The organism is Streptomyces sp. NPDC058308 (assembly GCF_042880275.1).
GTDB lineage: Bacteria > Actinomycetota > Actinomycetes > Streptomycetales > Streptomycetaceae > Streptomyces.
Window position 1 is genome coordinate 13,415 of sequence record NZ_JBHVZA010000037.1, and the last position, 17,412, is coordinate 30,826.

At 71.2% G+C, this 17,412-nt stretch carries 14 protein-coding genes, 3 tRNA genes and 1 pseudogene; 6 read left to right on the forward strand and 12 right to left on the reverse strand.

The window, feature by feature from the left end; genetic code table 11:
- Positions 1 to 2 precede the first annotated feature (2 nt).
- Positions 3 to 1,529 (reverse strand): amidophosphoribosyltransferase, encoded by a 1,527-nt coding sequence (purF, locus tag ACFVYL_RS33595; RefSeq protein ID WP_389722728.1) that lies wholly within the window; start codon positions 1,527 to 1,529, stop codon positions 3 to 5.
- 204 nt (positions 1,530 to 1,733) lie between these two features.
- Here purF and ACFVYL_RS33600 point away from each other — a divergent pair, with 204 nt between their 5' ends.
- Positions 1,734 to 3,191 carry a sulfatase-like hydrolase/transferase gene (locus ACFVYL_RS33600; RefSeq protein ID WP_389722730.1) on the forward strand — a complete coding sequence of 486 codons (1,458 nt, stop codon included), beginning with the start codon at positions 1,734 to 1,736 and terminating at the stop codon, positions 3,189 to 3,191.
- A gap of 97 nt (positions 3,192 to 3,288) precedes the next feature.
- Here the strand turns inward: ACFVYL_RS33600 and ACFVYL_RS33605 are convergent, their stop codons facing one another.
- The 8 genes from ACFVYL_RS33605 to purS all read right to left on the reverse strand — a co-directional run bounded on the left by ACFVYL_RS33605 (position 3,289) and on the right by purS (position 10,531).
- Complete coding sequence (locus ACFVYL_RS33605; RefSeq protein WP_389722732.1) at positions 3,289 to 4,212, reverse strand: META domain-containing protein; 924 nt, start codon at positions 4,210 to 4,212, stop codon at positions 3,289 to 3,291.
- Positions 4,213 to 4,250: 38 nt separating this feature from the next.
- Complete coding sequence (locus ACFVYL_RS33610) at positions 4,251 to 5,051, reverse strand: sterol carrier family protein (RefSeq protein WP_389722734.1); 801 nt, start codon at positions 5,049 to 5,051, stop codon at positions 4,251 to 4,253.
- 10 nt (positions 5,052 to 5,061) lie between these two features.
- Positions 5,062 to 5,703, reverse strand: coding sequence for a TetR/AcrR family transcriptional regulator (locus ACFVYL_RS33615; protein ID WP_389722736.1), 642 nt, complete (start codon positions 5,701 to 5,703; stop codon positions 5,062 to 5,064).
- Between the two features lie 75 nt (positions 5,704 to 5,778).
- On the reverse strand, positions 5,779 to 6,624 hold the full coding sequence (locus ACFVYL_RS33620; RefSeq protein WP_389722737.1) for a peptidoglycan DD-metalloendopeptidase family protein: 846 nt from the start codon (positions 6,622 to 6,624) through the stop codon (positions 5,779 to 5,781).
- Positions 6,625 to 6,667: 43 nt separating this feature from the next.
- Entirely contained in the window at positions 6,668 to 7,174 is a 507-nt protein-coding gene (locus ACFVYL_RS33625; protein WP_389722739.1) for an ArsR/SmtB family transcription factor, read from the reverse strand.
- Positions 7,175 to 7,335: 161 nt separating this feature from the next.
- Positions 7,336 to 9,585 carry a phosphoribosylformylglycinamidine synthase subunit PurL gene (gene purL, locus ACFVYL_RS33630; protein ID WP_389722741.1) on the reverse strand — a complete coding sequence of 750 codons (2,250 nt, stop codon included), beginning with the start codon at positions 9,583 to 9,585 and terminating at the stop codon, positions 7,336 to 7,338.
- Positions 9,582 to 10,262 (reverse strand): phosphoribosylformylglycinamidine synthase subunit PurQ, encoded by a 681-nt coding sequence (gene purQ, locus ACFVYL_RS33635; RefSeq protein ID WP_389722743.1) that lies wholly within the window; start codon positions 10,260 to 10,262, stop codon positions 9,582 to 9,584. The genes purL and purQ overlap by 4 nt, the downstream gene beginning before the upstream one ends.
- Positions 10,259 to 10,531: a phosphoribosylformylglycinamidine synthase subunit PurS gene (gene purS / locus ACFVYL_RS33640; RefSeq protein WP_389722744.1), complete on the reverse strand. Its 273-nt coding sequence runs from the start codon at positions 10,529 to 10,531 to the stop codon at positions 10,259 to 10,261. The genes purQ and purS overlap by 4 nt, the downstream gene beginning before the upstream one ends.
- Positions 10,532 to 10,883: 352 nt before the next feature.
- Between purS and ACFVYL_RS33645 the strand changes: the two genes are divergently transcribed.
- The 5 genes and pseudogenes from ACFVYL_RS33645 to ACFVYL_RS33665 all read left to right on the forward strand — a co-directional run bounded on the left by ACFVYL_RS33645 (position 10,884) and on the right by ACFVYL_RS33665 (position 12,141).
- Complete coding sequence (locus tag ACFVYL_RS33645; protein WP_389722746.1) at positions 10,884 to 11,201, forward strand: Lsr2 family protein; 318 nt, start codon at positions 10,884 to 10,886, stop codon at positions 11,199 to 11,201.
- Positions 11,202 to 11,324: 123 nt separating this feature from the next.
- Positions 11,325 to 11,396 (forward strand) — tRNA-Gly (locus ACFVYL_RS33650).
- A 79-nt stretch (positions 11,397 to 11,475) separates the two neighbouring features.
- Positions 11,476 to 11,551: transfer RNA gene (locus ACFVYL_RS33655), tRNA-Gly, on the forward strand.
- 49 nt (positions 11,552 to 11,600) lie between these two features.
- Positions 11,601 to 12,042, forward strand: a pseudogene (locus ACFVYL_RS33660) (DNA-binding response regulator); the annotation flags it as partial.
- 23 nt (positions 12,043 to 12,065) lie between these two features.
- Positions 12,066 to 12,141 (forward strand) — tRNA-Gly (locus ACFVYL_RS33665).
- 59 nt (positions 12,142 to 12,200) lie between these two features.
- On the opposite strand, the gene ACFVYL_RS33670 is transcribed toward ACFVYL_RS33665, so the two are convergent.
- The 3 genes from ACFVYL_RS33670 to ACFVYL_RS33680 all read right to left on the reverse strand — a co-directional run bounded on the left by ACFVYL_RS33670 (position 12,201) and on the right by ACFVYL_RS33680 (position 17,060).
- Positions 12,201 to 13,097, reverse strand: a complete 897-nt coding sequence (locus ACFVYL_RS33670; protein WP_389722748.1) for a phosphoribosylaminoimidazolesuccinocarboxamide synthase — start codon at positions 13,095 to 13,097, stop codon at positions 12,201 to 12,203.
- A 152-nt stretch (positions 13,098 to 13,249) separates the two neighbouring features.
- The gene (locus ACFVYL_RS33675) at positions 13,250 to 14,737 is read right to left on the reverse strand and encodes a N,N-dimethylformamidase beta subunit family domain-containing protein (protein ID WP_389722750.1); all 1,488 of its coding nucleotides are present in this window, start codon (positions 14,735 to 14,737) and stop codon (positions 13,250 to 13,252) included.
- 277 nt (positions 14,738 to 15,014) lie between these two features.
- A complete protein-coding gene (locus tag ACFVYL_RS33680; RefSeq protein WP_389722752.1) occupies positions 15,015 to 17,060 on the reverse strand; it encodes a hypothetical protein in 2,046 nt (681 codons plus the stop codon).
- Between the last annotated feature and the right edge of the window lie 352 nt (positions 17,061 to 17,412).

Consider the following 17,412-nt stretch of genomic DNA (forward strand, 5'->3'; position numbering starts at 1 on the left):
TCTTACGGGCGACGGATCGCGTCGGCCGCTGCCGTGGACGCCGGTCCTGCGGCCAGCTCCGTCTCCAGGAGCTGCTTGCCGAGCAGTTCGGGGTCGGGCAGATCCATCGGGTACACGCCGTCGAAGCAGGCGCGGCAGAGGTTCGGCTTGTCGATGGTCGTGGCCTCGATCATGCCGTCGATGGAGATGTACGAGAGGGAGTCGGCGCCCATGGAGGTGGCGATCTCGTCGATCGTCATTCCGTTGGCGATGAGCTCCGCGCGGGTCGCGAAGTCGATGCCGAAGAAGCAGGGCCACTTCACGGGCGGGGACGAGATCCGGATGTGGATCTCGGCCGCGCCGGCCTCGCGGAGCATCTTGACCAGGGCGCGCTGGGTGTTGCCGCGGACGATCGAGTCGTCGACGACCACCAGGCGCTTGCCCTTGATGACTTCCTTGAGGGGGTTCAGCTTGAGGCGGATGCCGAGCTGGCGGATCGTCTGCGAGGGCTGGATGAAGGTCCGGCCGACATAGGCGTTCTTGACCAGGCCCGCGCCGAAGGGGATGCCGGAGGCTTCCGCGTACCCGATCGCGGCGGGGGTGCCGGATTCGGGCGTCGCTATGACGAGGTCGGCCTCGACGGGAGCTTCCGCGGCGAGCTTGCGGCCCATCTCGACGCGCGAGAGGTAGACGTTCCGACCCGCGATGTCCGTGTCGGGGCGCGCCAGGTACACGTACTCGAAGACACAGCCCTTGGGCTTCGCTTCCGCGAATCGGGACGTTCGCAGTCCGTTCTCGTCGATCGCGATGAACTCGCCGGGCTCGACCTCGCGGACGAAGCTCGCACCGCAGATGTCGAGCGCCGCGGACTCCGACGCCACGACCCAGCCGCGCTCCAGGCGCCCGAGGACCAGCGGGCGGATGCCCTGCGGGTCACGGGCCGCGTACAGCGTGTGCTCGTTCATGAAGACGAGGGAGAAGGCGCCCTGCACGTCCGGGAGGACCTTGGTGGCGGCTTCCTCGATGGTCAGCGGCTTGCCGTCGCCGTCCACCTGGCCCGCGAGGAGAGCCGTCACCAGGTCGGTGTCGTTGGTCGCCGCGACCTGGGTCGCGCGGCCGTTCTCCTTGGGCAGTTCGGCGACCAGCTCGGCGAGCTGGGCCGTGTTGACGAGGTTGCCGTTGTGCCCGAGCGCGATGGAGCCGTGCGCGGTGGCACGGAACGTCGGCTGGGCGTTCTCCCAGACGGAGGCCCCGGTGGTCGAGTAGCGGGCGTGACCGACCGCGATATGACCCTGGAGCGAGCTGAGAGAGGTTTCGTCGAAGACCTGGGAAACGAGGCCCATGTCCTTGAAGACGAGGATCTGGGAGCCGTTGCTGACCGCGATTCCCGCGGATTCCTGGCCCCGATGCTGGAGGGCGTAGAGCCCGAAGTACGTGAGCTTTGCGACCTCTTCGCCCGGAGCCCAGACACCGAAGACGCCACAAGCGTCCTGGGGGCCTTTCTCGCCGGGGAGCAGATCGTGATTGAGTCGACCGTCACCACGTGGCACGTCATCGAGTGTAGGCGAGATCGACCACTGGTCCGAATTGGGGATACGGGGCCTGTACGGAGGGTGAGCGGAGGCTGAGCGGAGCCGGTTCGCCTCGGCCGTGCGACAGGCTGACGACACGCCTGTGAACTGCGACGACGACCTTGTGAACAGGGGCGGCAACGCATTGACGCCCCTTCCTGCGCCCCGTGAGGCTCCTGATCCATGCAGCCTCATCGATGGTCACGGTCCTCTCGGTTGTCCCGGCGCTCCGTCGTCGGCGGGGTGGCGGGCGCCGCCACCGCCCTCGGCGTGGGTGCCGGGAGCGCCGGGGCGAGCGTCGGCGCTCCCGGCACCGCCGCCACGGACGCCGCCGAGCGCCCCTTCCGTGCCGCCGCGCGCCGGAGCGCCAGGCGGCCCAACATCCTCTTCATCCTCGGCGACGACCTCGGCTGGGCGGATCTCTCCTCCTACGGGTCACCGCACATCAGGACCCCCAACCTGGACCGCCTCGCGCGCCAGGGCGTGCGGTTCACCGACGCCTACTCCGGCTCGGCGACCTGCTCGCCGACCCGCTTCAGCCTCTACACGGGGCGCTTCCCGGGGCGTACGGAGGGCGGGCTCGCGGAGCCCATCGCGGACAGGTCCGCGGGCCTCGAACCAACGCATCCGACGCTGGCCTCGCTGCTGCGGGACGCGGGGTACGCGACCGCGCTCATCGGCAAGTGGCACTGCGGCTACCTGCCGGAGTACTCGCCCACGAAGTCGGGCTGGGACGAGTTCTTCGGGAACTTCGGCGGCGCCCTGGAGTACTACTCGAAGCTGGGGCTCGGCGGGGAGTACGACCTCTACGAAGGCGCGGTCCGCGAGGGCGACGCCGAGTACAAGGACCTGCGCTACTACACGCGCGTCCTGACCGAGCGGGCCAGCGAGTACGTCCGCCGGGACCACGGGGGCAAGCCGTGGCTGCTCAATCTGAACTTCACCACCCCGCACTGGCCGTGGATAGCCGACGGTGACAAGGAGGAGAGCGCCGAGATCGTACGGAGGATCAAGGCGGGCGAGAAGGGGGCGCTCTTTCACCGGGACGGCGGCTCCGTGGAGAAGTACACGGCGATGGTCGAGGACTTGGACCGGTCCGTCGGGGAGGTCCTCAAAGCGCTGAAGAAGTCCGGTCAGGAGCGGGACACCCTCGTGTTCTTCGCGTCCGACAACGGCGGCGAGCGCTTCTCGTACAACTGGCCCCTGTCGGGCAACAAGGCCTCGCTCCAGGAGGGCGGAATCCGGGTGCCGACCATCGTGCGCTGGCCCGCGCGGCTGGACGGCGGGCAGGTCAGCCACGAGCCCGTCTACACGCCGGACTGGACGGCGACCCTGCTGGAGATCGGCGGGGCCCGGCCGGACCGCGCGTATCCGCTGGACGGGACCAGCCTCGCGCCCTATCTCCTGAAGGGCGAGGAGCTCGCGGAGCGTGAGCTGTTCTGGCGGGTGCGCGGGGAGCGGGCGCTGCGGCGCGGGGAGTGGAAGTACTACCGGGGCAAGAGCGGCAGGGACCAGCTCTTCCACCTCGCGGTGGATCAGCGGGAGCAGGCCGACCGGGCGTCCGGCGAGCCGGAGTTGCTCGCCGAGCTGAAGGCGGCGTGGGAGCGGACGGAGAAGGGGCTGCTGCCGTATCCGGGGTAAGGAGCTGCTGCCGTATCCGGGGCAGGGCGGGGGCTTGAGACGGGGGTCCTGGGCCGGGCGGTGCTCCCGCTGAGGTCCCGGCGGCGGGCGGATGCGGCTACTTCTTCTCCGCGCCCTTCCCGCTCTCGTTCTCGTCGTTCTTCCCGCTCCCGTCGCCCTTCCGGTCGGCCCTCGCGCTGATCACGGTGGAGTCGGCGGCGGTGAGCTTCAGCGTGTCCTTCGAGATCGCGTAACGCGCCTTGCCGTCGAAGAGCTTGAGCAGTTTGCGCTCGGTCGTCATCGCGTCGCCCGGGCACATCTTGCGGGTGGTCGCGGGCGCCCCGAAGGTGATCCAGCCGTCCGCGGCCTCGGCCCTGGCCGTGACGTCGTTGCAGCCGAGGTTGCCGCGGACCTTGCCGTCCGCGCCGAAGGTGAGATGGACCTTGCCGTCCAGGGCCTTCGGCAGCGGCGCGGCGGCGGCCCGTCCGTCGCCGATGTCGTGCACCGTCCACTTGGTGCCGGTGAGCGGGGCGGCGGGCTCCGCGGGCTGCGAGGTGAAGTCCACGCGGTCTCCCTCGGCCGTGGTGAGGGTCATGCGGTCACCGTCGACCTTCGCGGTGAACTCGCCCTCGCCGAGGGCGCGTACGAGCTGCTTCTCGAAGTCCATGCGGCTCTCGTCCGTGCAGGCCCGCTTCGTCATCACCGGCTCGCCGAACTCCAGGGTGTCGCCCTTGACCGACACGTCGGAGCCCACGTGGTTGCAGCCGTAGCTGCCGTCGGCCCGCCCGTCCTTGCCGATCTTGAGGTAGGCGCCCTCCGGAGCGGTGTGTTTCCGGCCGCTCGCGGTGAGGCTCTCGACGTGCCACCGGACGCCGGTGACACGCGGTCCGTTCTCCGCGGAACCGCCGGAGCCGCCGCCGGAACCGCCTTCGGAGCCGGCCCCGGACTCGGTGCCGCATGCGGTGAGCAGCAGCCCGGCAGAGGCCAGCGCGGTCAGGGTGAGGGTCAGACGCTGCGTGTGCATGACGATGTGACGGGACACGTGGGGGTCCCGGTTCCCTCCCCGTCCGGCGCGGCCGCCTACCCCATGACCGGCAGCAGCCCCGACAGGTCCGCCCGCTCCCCGCTCGCGCTGACCCGCGCCGCGTCGAGCGCCGTCGCCCAGTCCTGCCGCCCGGTCGCGAGGCGGATCCAGGTGAGCGGGTCGGTCTCGACGACGTTGGGCGGGGTGCCGCGGGTGTGCCGGGGCCCCTCCACGCACTGCACGACCGCGTACGGCGGGACGCGCACCTCGGTCGACGCGCCCGGCGCCTTGATCGCGAGGGCGTCCGCGAGCAGCCGGGTGCAGGCGGCCAGCGCCTGGCGGTCGCAGGGGACGTCGAGGCCCGGCACCGCGTCGTTCAGGTCGTCGGTGTGGACGATGAGTTCGACGGTGCGGGTGACCAGGAAGTCGCCGAGGGTCATGGCGCCGAAGCGGGACGGCACGAGGCGCTCGTCCGGCGCGGCGGCCAGGGACTCCTCGATGCCGGTGAGCGTGCGCGTGAACAGCTCGTCGAGGTCCGCGCCCGCCGCCTCCGCGACGGCCCGGGTGTCCTCGTCGACCTGCGCGGCCGCCGTGACCGTCGCGAACGGCCATTCCATGAGCGGCACTTCGTGCTTGGCCGGTTCCGGCAGGCCGAGGTAGCGGTGGACGGTGCCGAGGACCATCGCGAGGTGGGCCGCCAGTTCGTGGACGGTCCAGTCGCCGAGCCGGGTCGGGCGGGCGAGCTGCTCGGGGGTGAGGGTGCGCACCGCGTCGCGCACGTTGCCGAACTGGGTGAGCACGGCGGTACGGATCTTGGCGGAGTCGTACGAGCGCGAGCGCTTCATGGCCGTTGGCATGGTGCCGAGCCTAAGCGCTTCCGGGGTATCCCTGAAGTCCCTTTTCGACCAGGTCGAAGGCGCGCTCGGCGAGTGCCGCGCAGTCTCCCGCGATGTCCTCGGCCCGGTCGCCCGCGAGCAGCCTGCGGTGGTTCTCCAGGATCACCGCGTCCCGCGCGGCGACGAGCTGGTGGGCGGCGACGCCCGCGAGCAGCCGGTCACCCGTCTCCTCGGTGAGGACTTCGGTGAGCAGCTCGATGCCGCGCATCTGGAAGAGCACGGTGCGGCGCGTCAACGCGGGCGTATCGCTGATGAGTTGGCGCATCCGCAGCAGGCGCGGGTCGTCGGAGAGGCCGATCGAGGGGTCGCGTTCGTCGACCTTGGCGAGGAACTGGCGGCGCAGTGCGGCCACCGCGGACTCCCCGGGCGCCCGTCCGCGCACCGCGTCGGCGGCGTCGGAGGCGTGGTCCTCCATCGGGCCGAGGAGTACGTCCTCCTTGGTGCCGAAGTAGTTGAAGACCGTCATCTTCGAGACGTCGGCGGCGGCGGCGATCTCGGCGACGGAGACCTTGTCGTAGCCGCGCTCCAGGAAGAGGTCGAGCGCGCTCCGCCAGATCCGCGTCGCGGTCTGCCGCTTCTTGCGCTCACGCAGCCCCAGAGATTGCTCACCCATGCCCGCACTGTACCAGGATGAATTTTTGTCTCGGCTGAAATATTGACTAAGTATATGTCTATGAGTATGGCGGAGCTACGTGGACGCCACGGACACACCAGCCTCACCGGCCGTGAAGACCTCGCCGCTCGCGGGCACCCCGACCCCGCGCCAGACGAAGGGCACGCCCCGCGCCGTGCTCAGGTCGGGGCCGTCCATCAGCTGGAAGTGCACGTGCGGCTCGGTGGAGTTGCCGGAGTTCCCGCAGCCGCCGAGCTCCTGACCCACGACGACCTTGTCACCGGCGCGGACAGTGAGGGAGCCCTGCCGGACGTGGGCGTACACGGCGTACGTCCCCTCGCCGAGGTCGAGCACGATGTGGTTGCCGACGATCCGGCGCGGCCCGCCGACGGTCCGGCCGACGCCCTCGAGCAGCCAGAAGTACAGCACTCCGACGAGGGAGCTGCGGCTGAGGTGATCGCGCTGCCCGTCCTCGGCGTGCACGACCGTGGCATCGGCCACCGCCAGCAGCGGCGCCCCGAAGGCGGGGTACGCCTCGCCGCGCCGGGCGACGGGCCAGAACCAGACGGGCTTGGGACGCGCGGGCCCCTCCGCCGGCTCGGCCGTGATGTCGATGGCGTAGGTCTGCCCGAGGTTGTGCGTGCCGTGGCTCGGCACCTTGTCGGCGGGGCTGTTGAGGGCGGACCAGCGGCCGGTGACGGGGGCCTCGACCGTGACCGGGGCCGGCGGCCGCGTCTCGATCCGCCGCCGCACGGAGCGGGACAGCCCGACGCCGATGGCGATCGCGCCGAGCACGGGCAGCCAGCTCAGCCAGTAGTTGTACGGCAGGTCCACGAAGAACCTGGCGACGGCCTGGACAAAGAAGATCACCCACAGCGCGTGCTGGGCCGTCGCGGCGAGCTTGCGTCGTCCTTCGGACATGACTTCCCCCTGGTACGGAACGATCGGGTCGGGACAGGAGCGCTCAGGTCACGGGGCGCGCGGCGGTGAGCACCACGAGCAGCGGCACCACCCGCCCGGCAGGAACCTCGTACCGTCCGCGCTCCGTGGTGTGCAGCCAGCCCGCGCCGGTCAGCTGGCGCAGGTGGTGGTAGATCTGGCCGGTCGTGCCGACGTCGTCGAGCGCGGCCAGTTCGGCGGCGGTGCGCAGACCGCCGAGGATCTCCCGCAGCAGCCGCAGCCGTACGGGGTTGCCGAGCGCGGCGAACGACTCGGCCGCGTCGGACCAGTCGTCCTCGAAGACCGTCTCGGTCAGCAGGCCGTACTGCCAGTCGTAGCGATGCCCCGTCGGCACCCGCACCGATCCGGTGAACAGGACCGCGCCGTCGGCTTCCTCCGTCACCGGGTGCCGCGCCTTCAGCGCGTCGAGGGCCCAGAAGTCGCCCTCTCCTACGGCGGGCGCGGCCGGGCCCGCGCTCTCCAGCTCCGCCATGCGCCGTTCGAGCTCGGCGACGCGCTCTTCCAGATCCATGAGTGCGAGATTACGTAATTACGTAATATCGTGCAAGCCTCCCGTCCAAGACCCCCGTGCAATCCCTGTCGCCCTGCCCGGGAACGACGGAGCCCCCGTCCGGACCAGGTCCGGACGGGGGCTCCAGGGAGACAGGGGCTCCAGGGAAAAACTGGGACGTCTCAGGCGAAGAGGCCCGGGATCGTCTCCTCGTGCGCCGTGCGCAGCTCGCTCAGCGGCAGCGTGAACTCGCCCTGCACCTCGACCGCGTCGCCGTCGACCACACCGACGCGCGTGACGGGCAGGCCCCGCGCCCCGCACATGTCGGTGAACCGCAGCTCCTCGCTGCGCGGCACGGACACGACCGCGCGCCCCGCCGACTCCGAGAAGAGGAACGTGAACGCGTCCAGGCCGTCCGGCACGACGAGCCGGGCGCCCTTCCCGCCCCGCAGGCAGGACTCGGTGACGGCCTGCACGAGACCGCCGTCGGACAGGTCGTGCGCGGCGTCGATCATGCCGTCGCGCGAGGCGGAGATGAGGATGTCGGCGAGCAGCTTCTCGCGCGCCAGGTCGACCTTGGGCGGCAGGCCGCCGAGGTGCCCGTGGACGACCTGCGACCAGGCCGAACCGCCGAACTCCTCGTGCGTCTCGCCGAGCAGGTAGAGGAGCTGGCCCTCTTCCTTGAAGGCGATCGGCGTACGCCGTGCCACGTCGTCGATCACACCGAGGACGGCGACGACCGGCGTCGGGTGGATCGCCGCCTCGCCCGTCTGGTTGTAGAGCGAGACGTTGCCGCCGGTGACCGGGGTGCCCAGCTCCAGGCAGCCGTCCGCGAGGCCGCGAACGGCCTCGGCGAACTGCCACATGACGTCCGGGTCCTCGGGCGAACCGAAGTTCAGGCAGTCCGAGATGGCCAGGGGCTTGGCGCCGCAGGCGGCGACGTTGCGGTAGGACTCGGCGAGCGCGAGCTGCGCGCCCGTGTACGGGTCGAGCTTCGCGAACCGGCCGTTGCCGTCGGTGGCGATGGCGACGCCGAGGCCCGTCTCCTCGTTGATCCGGATCATCCCGGCGTCCTCGGGCTGCGCGAGCACGGTGTTGCCCTGCACGAAGCGGTCGTACTGGTCGGTGACCCAGGACTTCGCGGCCTGGTTCGGGGCGGCGACCAGCTTCAGGACCTGCTCGCGCAGATCGGCCGCGTTCGCGGGCCGGGCGAGCCTGCCCGCGTCGTCGGCCTGCAGCGCGTCCTGCCACTTCGGGCGGGCGTACGGACGCTCGTAGACCGGGCCGTCGTGCGCGACCGTGCGCGGGTCGACGTCGACGATCTTCTCGCCGTGCCAGAAGATCTCCAGACGGTCGCCGTCCGTCACCTCGCCGACGACGGTGGCGATGACGTCCCACTTCTCGCAGATCGCGAGGAACCGCTCGACCTTCTCGGGCTCGACCACGGCGCACATGCGCTCCTGCGACTCACTCATGAGGATCTCCTCAGGGGTGAGCGTGGAGTCGCGCAGCGGCACGTCGTCAAGATCGACGCGCATGCCGCCGGAGCCGTTGGACGCCAACTCGCTGGTGGCGCAGGAGAGTCCGGCCGCGCCCAGGTCCTGGATGCCGACGACGAGCTTCTCGGCGAAGGCCTCCAGGGTGCACTCGATGAGCAGCTTCTCCTGGAAGGGGTCGCCGACCTGGACGGCGGGGCGCTTGCTCGGCTTCGTGTCGTCGAAGGTCTCGGAGGCCAGGATCGAGGCGCCGCCGATGCCGTCGCCGCCCGTGCGGGCGCCGTACAGGATGACCTTGTTGCCGGGCCCGGAAGCCTTCGCCAGGTGGATGTCCTCGTGCCGCATGACGCCGATGGCACCGGCGTTGACCAGGGGGTTCCCCTGGTAGCAGGCGTCGAAGACGAGCTCGCCGCCGATGTTGGGCAGGCCCAGGCAGTTGCCGTAGCCGCCGATGCCCGCGACGACTCCGGGGAGCACGCGCTTGGTGTCGGGGTGGTGGGCGTCGCCCATCCGCAGCGGGTCCACGACCGCGACCGGGCGGGCGCCCATCGCGATGATGTCGCGGACGATGCCGCCGACGCCGGTGGCCGCGCCCTGGTAGGGCTCGACGTAGGACGGGTGGTTGTGCGACTCGACCTTGAAGGTGACCGCGTAGCCCTGGCCGACGTCGACGACGCCGGCGTTCTCACCGATGCCGACGAGCATCGCGTCGTTCTCGGGGACCTTCTCGCCGAACTGCCGCAGGTGGCTCTTGCTGCTCTTGTACGAGCAGTGCTCGGACCACATGACGGAGTACATGGCGAGCTCGGCGCCGGTCGGGCGGCGGCCCAGGATCTCGCGGACGCGGTCGTACTCGTCTTCCTTCAGGCCCAGTTCGGCCCAGGGCAGCTTGACGTCGGGCGTCTCGGCCGCGTGCTTGACGGTGTCCAGAGTCATGCGTTGACCAGCTTCTTCAGGATCGAGGTGAAGAATCCGAGGCCGTCCGTGCGGCCGGTCCCGACCAGCGGCTCGACCGCGTGCTCGGGGTGCGGCATGAGGCCGACGACGTTGCCCGCCTCGTTGGTGATGCCGGCGATGTCACGGAGCGAGCCGTTGGGGTTCATGTCGAGGTAGCGGAAGGCGACGCGGCCCTCGGCCTCCAGCATGTCCAGGGTCCGCTCGTCCGCGGTGTACTGCCCGTCGATGTTCTTCAGCGGGACGGAGATCTCCTGCCCCGCCGTGTAGTCGGCGGTCCAGGCGGTCTCCGCGTTCTCGACGCGCAGCTTCTGGTCGCGGCAGATGAAGTGCAGGTGGTTGTTGCGCAGCATCGCGCCGGGCAGGAGGTGCGTCTCGGTGAGCACCTGGAAGCCGTTGCAGATACCGAGCACCGGCATTCCGGCCTTCGCCTGCCCGATGACGGACTCCATCACCGGGGAGAAACGCGAGATGGCGCCGGCCCGCAGATAGTCGCCGTAACTGAACCCGCCGGGCAGCACCACGGCGTCGACCTGCTTGAGGTCCTTGTCCTTGTGCCACAGCGGCACGGCTTCGGCGCCGGCGACGCGGACGGCGCGCTGGGTGTCGCGGTCGTCGAGGGTTCCGGGGAAAGTGACGACTCCAATTCGAGCGGTCACTTCGCGGCCTCCTCGGCCTTCTCAGCCTCTTCGACCTTTACGACGAAGTCCTCGATCACGGTGTTGGCGAGGAAGGTTTCCGCCAACTCGTTGATACGGGCGAGGGCGGCGTCATCGACGGGCCCGTCCACCTCGAGTTCGAAGCGCTTTCCCTGACGTACGTCGGAGATGCCCTGAAAACCGAGGCGCGGCAGTGCACGCTGCACCGCCTGGCCCTGGGGGTCGAGGATCTCCGGCTTGAGCATGACGTCGACTACGACGCGTGCCACTGGCACTCCCGGTGTGTGGTGCTGGCGTGTGCTGCTTGCGAGGTGCTGAGCAGGTTCCTTCAGACTACCGGCACAAAATTTCTACTCGCGTAGATTCGTAGCAACCTACGAGATGACGGTCACGTTCCGGTACCCAAACAGGTTTCGAACCGGGAATCTTCACGATGAATCCATGAAAGATCACGCATCGTCATTGAAGCCTGACACGCGGAGGCATTAGGACAGGCTTCACAATGCATTGCCGGGCACTGTACAAAGGAAATGGCAATAGTCGATACTTTGCCCAAAACATCCGTGCAGTCGGCATCACCGCATGTCAACGCGGTAGAGCCGCGCGAAGGGACCGATATTCGTGGCGCAACGTGTCGTGGTCACTCTCTTTGACGACATCGACGGCGGGGAAGCGGCGGAAACGGTCGCGTTCGGTCTTGACGGCACCTCGTACGAGATCGACCTCAGCCAAACCAATGCCAAGAAACTGCGCACGGCGCTGGCTCCGTACCTGGAGGCGGCCCGCAAACACTCCAGGTCCGGCGTGGCCTTCCGGCACACCGCGGTCTCCCCCGACCCGTCGGCGGTCCGCGCCTGGGCGCGCTCGCACCAGATGAACGTGCCGCCCCGCGGCCGCATCCCCAAGAAGGTCTACGAGGCCTTCGAGGCGGCCAACTGACCTCGCGGAACACCCGGCCCCGGACCCCTCGCGGCAACCGACTTGCGCTGCACCCCTCCCGGTCGGCTAAAGTCTGGAGCACGCCGAGGGGCGAGGCCGAAAGGCCGGGCCTCACGGAGTCTTGCGGGTGTAGTTCAGTAGTAGAACATCCCCCTTCCAGGGGGAAGGCGCAGTGTGCAATTCCTGTCACCCGCTCTGCATCGCTCACGGACCGGTCCTCCGGTTCCGGTAAGCTGATGCACGCGCCGATCAGTGAGAGCTGGTCGGAGGCAATGCGAACGTAGCTCAGTTGGTAGAGCGCAACCTTGCCAAGGTTGAGGTCGCGAGTTCGAACCTCGTCGTTCGCTCCACAGAGAAGGCCCCGGTCGATGCGACCGGGGCCTTCTTCGTGCATCCAGGCCAATCGCTGGTGTGAGCGTGGCCACAACTCCGCGCGACGAACTCCCGCACCGCCGGACCATGAGCGTGGCGAGCCGCGGCAGACCGGGACATCTGAAAAGGGCCCTCGCGGTGGGGGTGCGCGGCTTCGCGCCGAAGACCGTGAAAGACCGTGAGCGCCCAGCGGCTCGCCGGGATCATCCGGACCGGGCACGCCGGAAACCGTTACGTGGAACCGGAGTTGGCCGCCGACGCGATCTCCGCCGGGGACTCGCCGCCGACCGCGCGGGAGGCCGAGGTGCTCGAACCGGCCGCCGACGGCGCACCCGTCCCGGAGATCGCCGAGCGCGCCGCGCTGTCCCCGGGGACCGCCCGCAACCACCTCTCCTCGGCGGTCACCAAGACCGGGGCGGGGAACCGTCACGCGGCGGTGCGTCTCGCACGGGAGCGAGGTTGGGTATAGTTGTCCTCGCGCTTCGGCGCAACGCGGACGTAGCTCAGTTGGTAGAGCGCAACCTTGCCAAGGTTGAGGTCGCCAGTTCGAACCTGGTCGTCCGCTCCACAGAGAAGGCCCCGGTCGATGCGACCGGGGCCTTCTTCGTGCGTCGCCCGCACGCCGACCTACCAGGGCGTGCCCGTCAGCCGCTCGTACGCCTCGATGTACTTGGCGCGGGTGGCGTCCACCACGTCCTGCGGCAGGGCCGGCGGCGGCTGCTCGCTTCCGCGGTCCCAGCCCGAGGCGGGCGAGGTCAGCCAGTTCCGCACGAACTGCTTGTCGTACGAGGGCTGGGCGTGGCCGGGCTCCCACTGGTCCGCGGGCCAGAAGCGGGAGGAGTCCGGGGTGAGCACCTCGTCGGCGAGGATCAGACGCTCGCCCTCGAAGCCGAACTCGAACTTCGTGTCCGCGAGGATCAGGCCGCGCTCGCGCGCGATGTCCAGCGCCCTGCCGTAGACGGCGAGGGTCGCCTGGCGCAGCTGGGCGGCGGTCTCGGCACCGACCTGGCGGGCGACCTCCTCGTACGACACGTTCTCGTCGTGCTCGCCGACGGCGGCCTTCGCGGCGGGCGTGAAGATCGGCGCGGGCATCTTGGAGCCGTCGACCAGGCCCTCGGGCAGGGCGAGGCCGCAGACGGTGCGGGAGTCGTTGTACTCCAGGAGGCCGGAGCCCGTCAGATAGCCGCGGGCGACGCACTCGACCGGGACCATCTCCAGGGACTTGCACACCAGGGTGCGGCCCGCCCAGTCGGCGGGGGCGCCCGCGGGCAGGTCCGTGGAGATCACGTGGTTCGGGACGAGGTCCGCGAGCTGGTCGAACCACCACAGGGAGAGCTGGGTGAGGACGCGGCCCTTGTCGGGGATCTCCGAGGGCAGCACCCAGTCATAGGCGGACAGGCGGTCGCTGGCGACCATGACGAGCTCGCCCGCCTCGTTCTGGTACAGCTCGCGCACCTTGCCGGTGTGGAGGTGGACCAGGCCCGGGACCTCTGGGGGCTCGGGCTTTTCTACGAATCCGGACACGGTTCCCTCCCGTGGTTCTGGCCAAGTGGGGTCGATTCTCCCGCATGGGACGTGTGGTTTTGGCCAGGGGCTGAGCGGGGCGGTGCGGTGGTGGAGTGGGGCGGTGCGGTGCGGGGTGGTGCAGTGCGGTGCGGCGGAGCGGTACGGCCGGGTCAGTCGCGCTTGCAGATGCGGTCCAGGAGGTTGGCCGTGGCGCGCTGGACGCGGGGGTCCACGTGGCCGGGCCTATCGAGCGCCGGTGACCAGGCGAACGTGCCGGACGCGAAGACCAGGGCGCCGGACGGGGCGCGGTAGAGCGAGGACTCCTGGTGGCGGGTGACGCCCTCGGCGTCCTCGTACGGGGAGTGGGCGAGCAGGATGCGGCCCTGGTGCTCGGGGAGCGCCGTCCGCGGGAAGTACCGGTCGGCCTCGCCCGCGACCAGGCCCTCGATCTCGTCGCCGTCGTGCGCCCCGGTGGCCTCCCACAGCCAGTGGTCGGCGTTGCGGACGACGAGGGGGCGCGGCTCGGGGACGCGGCCCGCGTACTGGATGCCGAGCAGCTGCTGCTCGGCCGCCTTGCCGCCGTCCCGCTCGCGCCAGAGGGCGGGACGGCCGGGGCCCCGGCGCTTGCGGCAGGTGAGGAGGCGGTCCTCGACGCCGGAGGGGGACGGGCCCAACTCCACTTGCCAGTACATGGTGTTGGCGGAGAGGAAGACCAGCGAGGTGCCGTGCTCGCGGGCGCGCTCGGTGGTGCGGCGCATGCTCATCGACCAGTACTCGTCGTGGCCGGGGAAGACCAGGCCGCGGTACCGGGTGGGGTCGATGCGGCCCGCGTGCAGGTCGCGGGCGTCCGCGTACGCCAGGTCGTAGCCGTACCGCTCGGCCCAGCGGATGAAGTCGTAGGCGTGGCCGACATGCAGGGGGAGGCCCGCGCCCGCGTACGGACGGTCGAAGGAGACCGTGACCGCGGCCTCGCTCTCCCCGAGGAGAGCGCCGTGCTCGTCCCACGCGTGGTAGAGGCTGGCGCCGGTGCGGCCGTCCTCGGGATAGAGGTTGTACGCCTGCCAGGTGACGTCGGGCAGGAGCAGCAGGAGGTCGGCGGGGTGGTCGTCGCGGACCGTGAAGGGGACGTGCGAGCGGTACCCGTCGGCGGTGGTGAGGACCGCCACGTACGCCCCGATGCTCCAGTAGCTGGGGATCTGCAGGCGCCAGGAGAGCCACCAGTGATGGCAGGAGACCGTGCGGTCGGCGGTGAGCGGGGCGGGCTGGACGATGCCGGAGAGGCGGGGGCTGGTGGTGATCTTCGATGCCCCGTCGCCTCCGTAGTGCCCGATGCGGTAGATGTCGACGCCGAATTGCTGGGGCGGGTCGACCGTGACGTGGAAGTCGATGGCCTCGCCCGGGGCGGCGGCGCCGGTCGAGGTGAACCCCTTGATCTGGCGGCGCACGTCGTCGGCGGTGAGGGGGCCGCCGGTGCGGGGCGCGGGGATGTTCGCGCCGGGGGCCGGGGCGTGGTCGACGTACCAGGGCACGACGTGGCCCGTGTCGTCGAAGTAGTGCTCGGCACCGCGCAGCCAGGGCAGCGGGCCCTGGCCGAAAGGGTCCGACACGGCGTGCGCGAGTGCACCTGATTCCCAGCGGCGAATCGGCTCCGACTTCATCCCTGCCCCTCCCTAGCTCCCCCGAGCCTGCGGCGCCTGATGGTGCGTTCGGTCCGGCGGCCTCTCCCAGCACATCACATTACGCAGGCGCGCCGTCACCGTTCGTCGCGAATTGAATGGAATGGAATGCGACATTCCGGGCGTCCTGGCGGATGGGGTGGCGGCGGGGTGGCGTGAGGGGTAGCGGGCGGACGGTCCCGGCCAGCGGGTTCGGTGCGGACCGGGGCGTGGTGCGGTGCGGAGGGGCGCATCGTGGTGCGTGGGGGACGGCCGGCCGTCAGACCAGCCGGACCGGCTTTTCCGGCCGGATGCCCAGGCGGGTGAGCCAGTCCCGCAACGGGGACGGGTCGCCGTCCTCGACGAGGCGCAGGACGCGCGGCCTGAGATCCGCCGCGCGCTCGCCCCCGACCAGCAGGGCGGGGCCGTCGAGCCAGTCGAGTCCGGGGGCGGCCCCCGCGGTGTCCACGGCGGCGCAGCACACCATCGCCGTGACGTGGTCGGCGAGCAGCTCACGGCCCGTACGGGGCGGCTGCAGCGGGAAGAGCGGCAGTGCGCCGTCGTCCCAGAGGGCCTCGTCCGGCCCCTGCCCGGTGGGCGCGGGGCGGGGCGGCGCTGCGGCCTCCTCGCGGGCGAGCTCGGCGGTGAGGCCCGCGGCGAGCATCCCGCCCCGGCTCCCGTCGTCGGCGTCGTCGGCGCCCTCGTCCACCGCGGGGAAGAGGGTGGCGGCGGGGTCGGCGGCAGGGTTGGCGGCGGGGTCGGCGGTGGCTTCGGCGGCGGGGTCGGACGTCATCGGGTGGACGCCGTCCGAGGGGTCGCGCCCGGGTCCGCCGTGCTGTGGCCCCGCGCCCTCCGTACCGTCCGAGGCGTCCCGCCCGGGGTCGCCATGCTCCGGCGCCGCACCCCCCGTACCGTCCGACGCACCCCGCCCGGGGTCGCCATGCTCCGGCGCCGCACTCCCCGTACCGTCTGACGCGACCGTCGTGAGGTGGTCCAGGACGCGGCCGAGAGTCGGTCCTTCCGGGCCGGGGGCCGTCGGGTCGGGGGAGCGGCTGACGCCCAGGGAGTCCAGGACGCGGTGCAGCCGGGCGGCGTCCATGCGCCATTTCCGGTCGACGACCTCGTCCGGATACTCCTGCCAGGCCACCGGCGCCCAGTCGGGTCCCGCCTCCGCGGGCCCGCCGTGAAAGAGGCGGGCGGCGAGGAGCGACGCCGCCTCGTCCACCGAGCCCGGCTCCTCCAGCAGGTCACAGGCGGGGCGCTCGCCCAGACGCGAGGCGAAGCCCTCCGCGAGGCGGTCCCTGCGGGACAGCTCGGTGAGCGCCGAGACCACGCCCGCGTCGAGCCGCGAGGGCCAGCGGCCCATGCGCCAGGCGGGCAGGGCGACGCGGGTGAGGAGGCGGTCCCAGCCCGCGTACGCGAGGCCGACCTGTTCCTGAGCGACGATCCGCACGCCGTAGTCCACGGTCTGGGCGCGCTCGGCGGCGGCCGCGGCGACGCCGCGCTCCATCTCGGCGGCGTGCACCCGGCAGTGGCGCAGCAGGAGCCGGGCGACCCGGCCGACCCCGCCGAGCACCACGCGCGGGAGGGCGCCGCGGCCCGGGGCCGAGGCGACCGCGACGGCGGCATCGAGCCCGCGGACGAAGCGGCGGGCCGCCGCTATGTCGGGGTGCGCGGAGGGACCCGTCCCCGCGACGACCGGGGCGAGCACGGCGCGCAGCTCACCGACCCGCATCCACCACAGGAACGGGGAGCCGATGACGAGCACGGGTGCGACGGAGGCCGGGCTCTGCGCGGTCCGCCCGCCGCGCGCGCCGTCGGCCGCCGCGCCGCCCTTCGCCGCCTCGCCGCCCTTCGCCGCGGAGGCGCCCGCCTGACCGCGCCGGGCCCCGCGGCCCCGTACGGGCGGGCCGTGCGCGGGGTGGGTGCGGTCCTCAAGCCAGCTGTCGCAGTCCGGCGTGAGCGCTATGGCCGAGGGCGCGGGCACGTCCAGGCGGTCGGCGAGGTCCCGCACGAGGCGGTACAGATCGGGGGCGGACGCCTCGGCGATCGGGACGGTGGGACTCAGGGCCGGCCTGGCTCTCGCGACGACCAGGGCGACACCGGCCGCGCCGAGCAGGACGAGCAGAGCCACGGCGGACACCACCCAGCGGACGACGTCCCAACTCCCGCCGCCCGCATGGCCCGTGGCCCCCGCCGCGATCAGCACGACGGCGACGGCCGCGGGCAGCAGGGCGACGGCCAGCGCCCTGCTGCGCAGGCGCAGCACAGCGAGGGCCCGGGAGCGCGCGGCCTGCGCGCCCACCTCCACACCCGTACCTGACACGACCGATGGCACCCCCTGCTGCCTACTGCTCGGCCGCCGGCCCGGGCCGGCGGCGCACATCAACGGCTTTGGTGTTGCTCACTCCCCCACTGTGGCACCCGCCACCGACATCGCAATGCCGGTGGTCTGTTTGGCTCTGGGCGCCTTGAACGCTTTCGTCGCACCCTAGTTGGGGTGTCCCGCCCCGTCAGCCGGATGGCCCACCGGTCACTCGATGGAATGGCTTTGGCTAAAGGTGGATGCTGAGAAGGCCCCGGATCCAGTGTCGGATCCGGGGCCTGCGGTCGGCGGAAAGCCGGAGAGCGGAACGCCGGGAAGCGGAACGTCGGGAGGCCGGGCGGGAGCGCGCCCG

Bases quoted from the DNA above. Each gene is read 5' to 3' on its own strand.
- ACFVYL_RS33600 (WP_389722730.1), top strand. From the start codon at position 1,734: ATGCAGCCTCATCGATGGTCACGGTCCTCTCGGTTGTCCCGGCGCTCC.
- ACFVYL_RS33610 (WP_389722734.1), bottom strand. From the start codon at position 5,051: ATGCCAACGGCCATGAAGCGCTCGCGCTCGTACGACTCCGCCAAGATC.
- ACFVYL_RS33615 (WP_389722736.1), bottom strand. From the start codon at position 5,703: ATGGGTGAGCAATCTCTGGGGCTGCGTGAGCGCAAGAAGCGGCAGACC.
- ACFVYL_RS33620 (WP_389722737.1), bottom strand. From the start codon at position 6,624: ATGTCCGAAGGACGACGCAAGCTCGCCGCGACGGCCCAGCACGCGCTG.
- ACFVYL_RS33625 (WP_389722739.1), bottom strand. From the start codon at position 7,174: ATGGATCTGGAAGAGCGCGTCGCCGAGCTCGAACGGCGCATGGCGGAG.
- purL (WP_389722741.1), bottom strand. From the start codon at position 9,585: ATGACTCTGGACACCGTCAAGCACGCGGCCGAGACGCCCGACGTCAAG.
- ACFVYL_RS33675 (WP_389722750.1), bottom strand. From the start codon at position 14,737: ATGAAGTCGGAGCCGATTCGCCGCTGGGAATCAGGTGCACTCGCGCAC.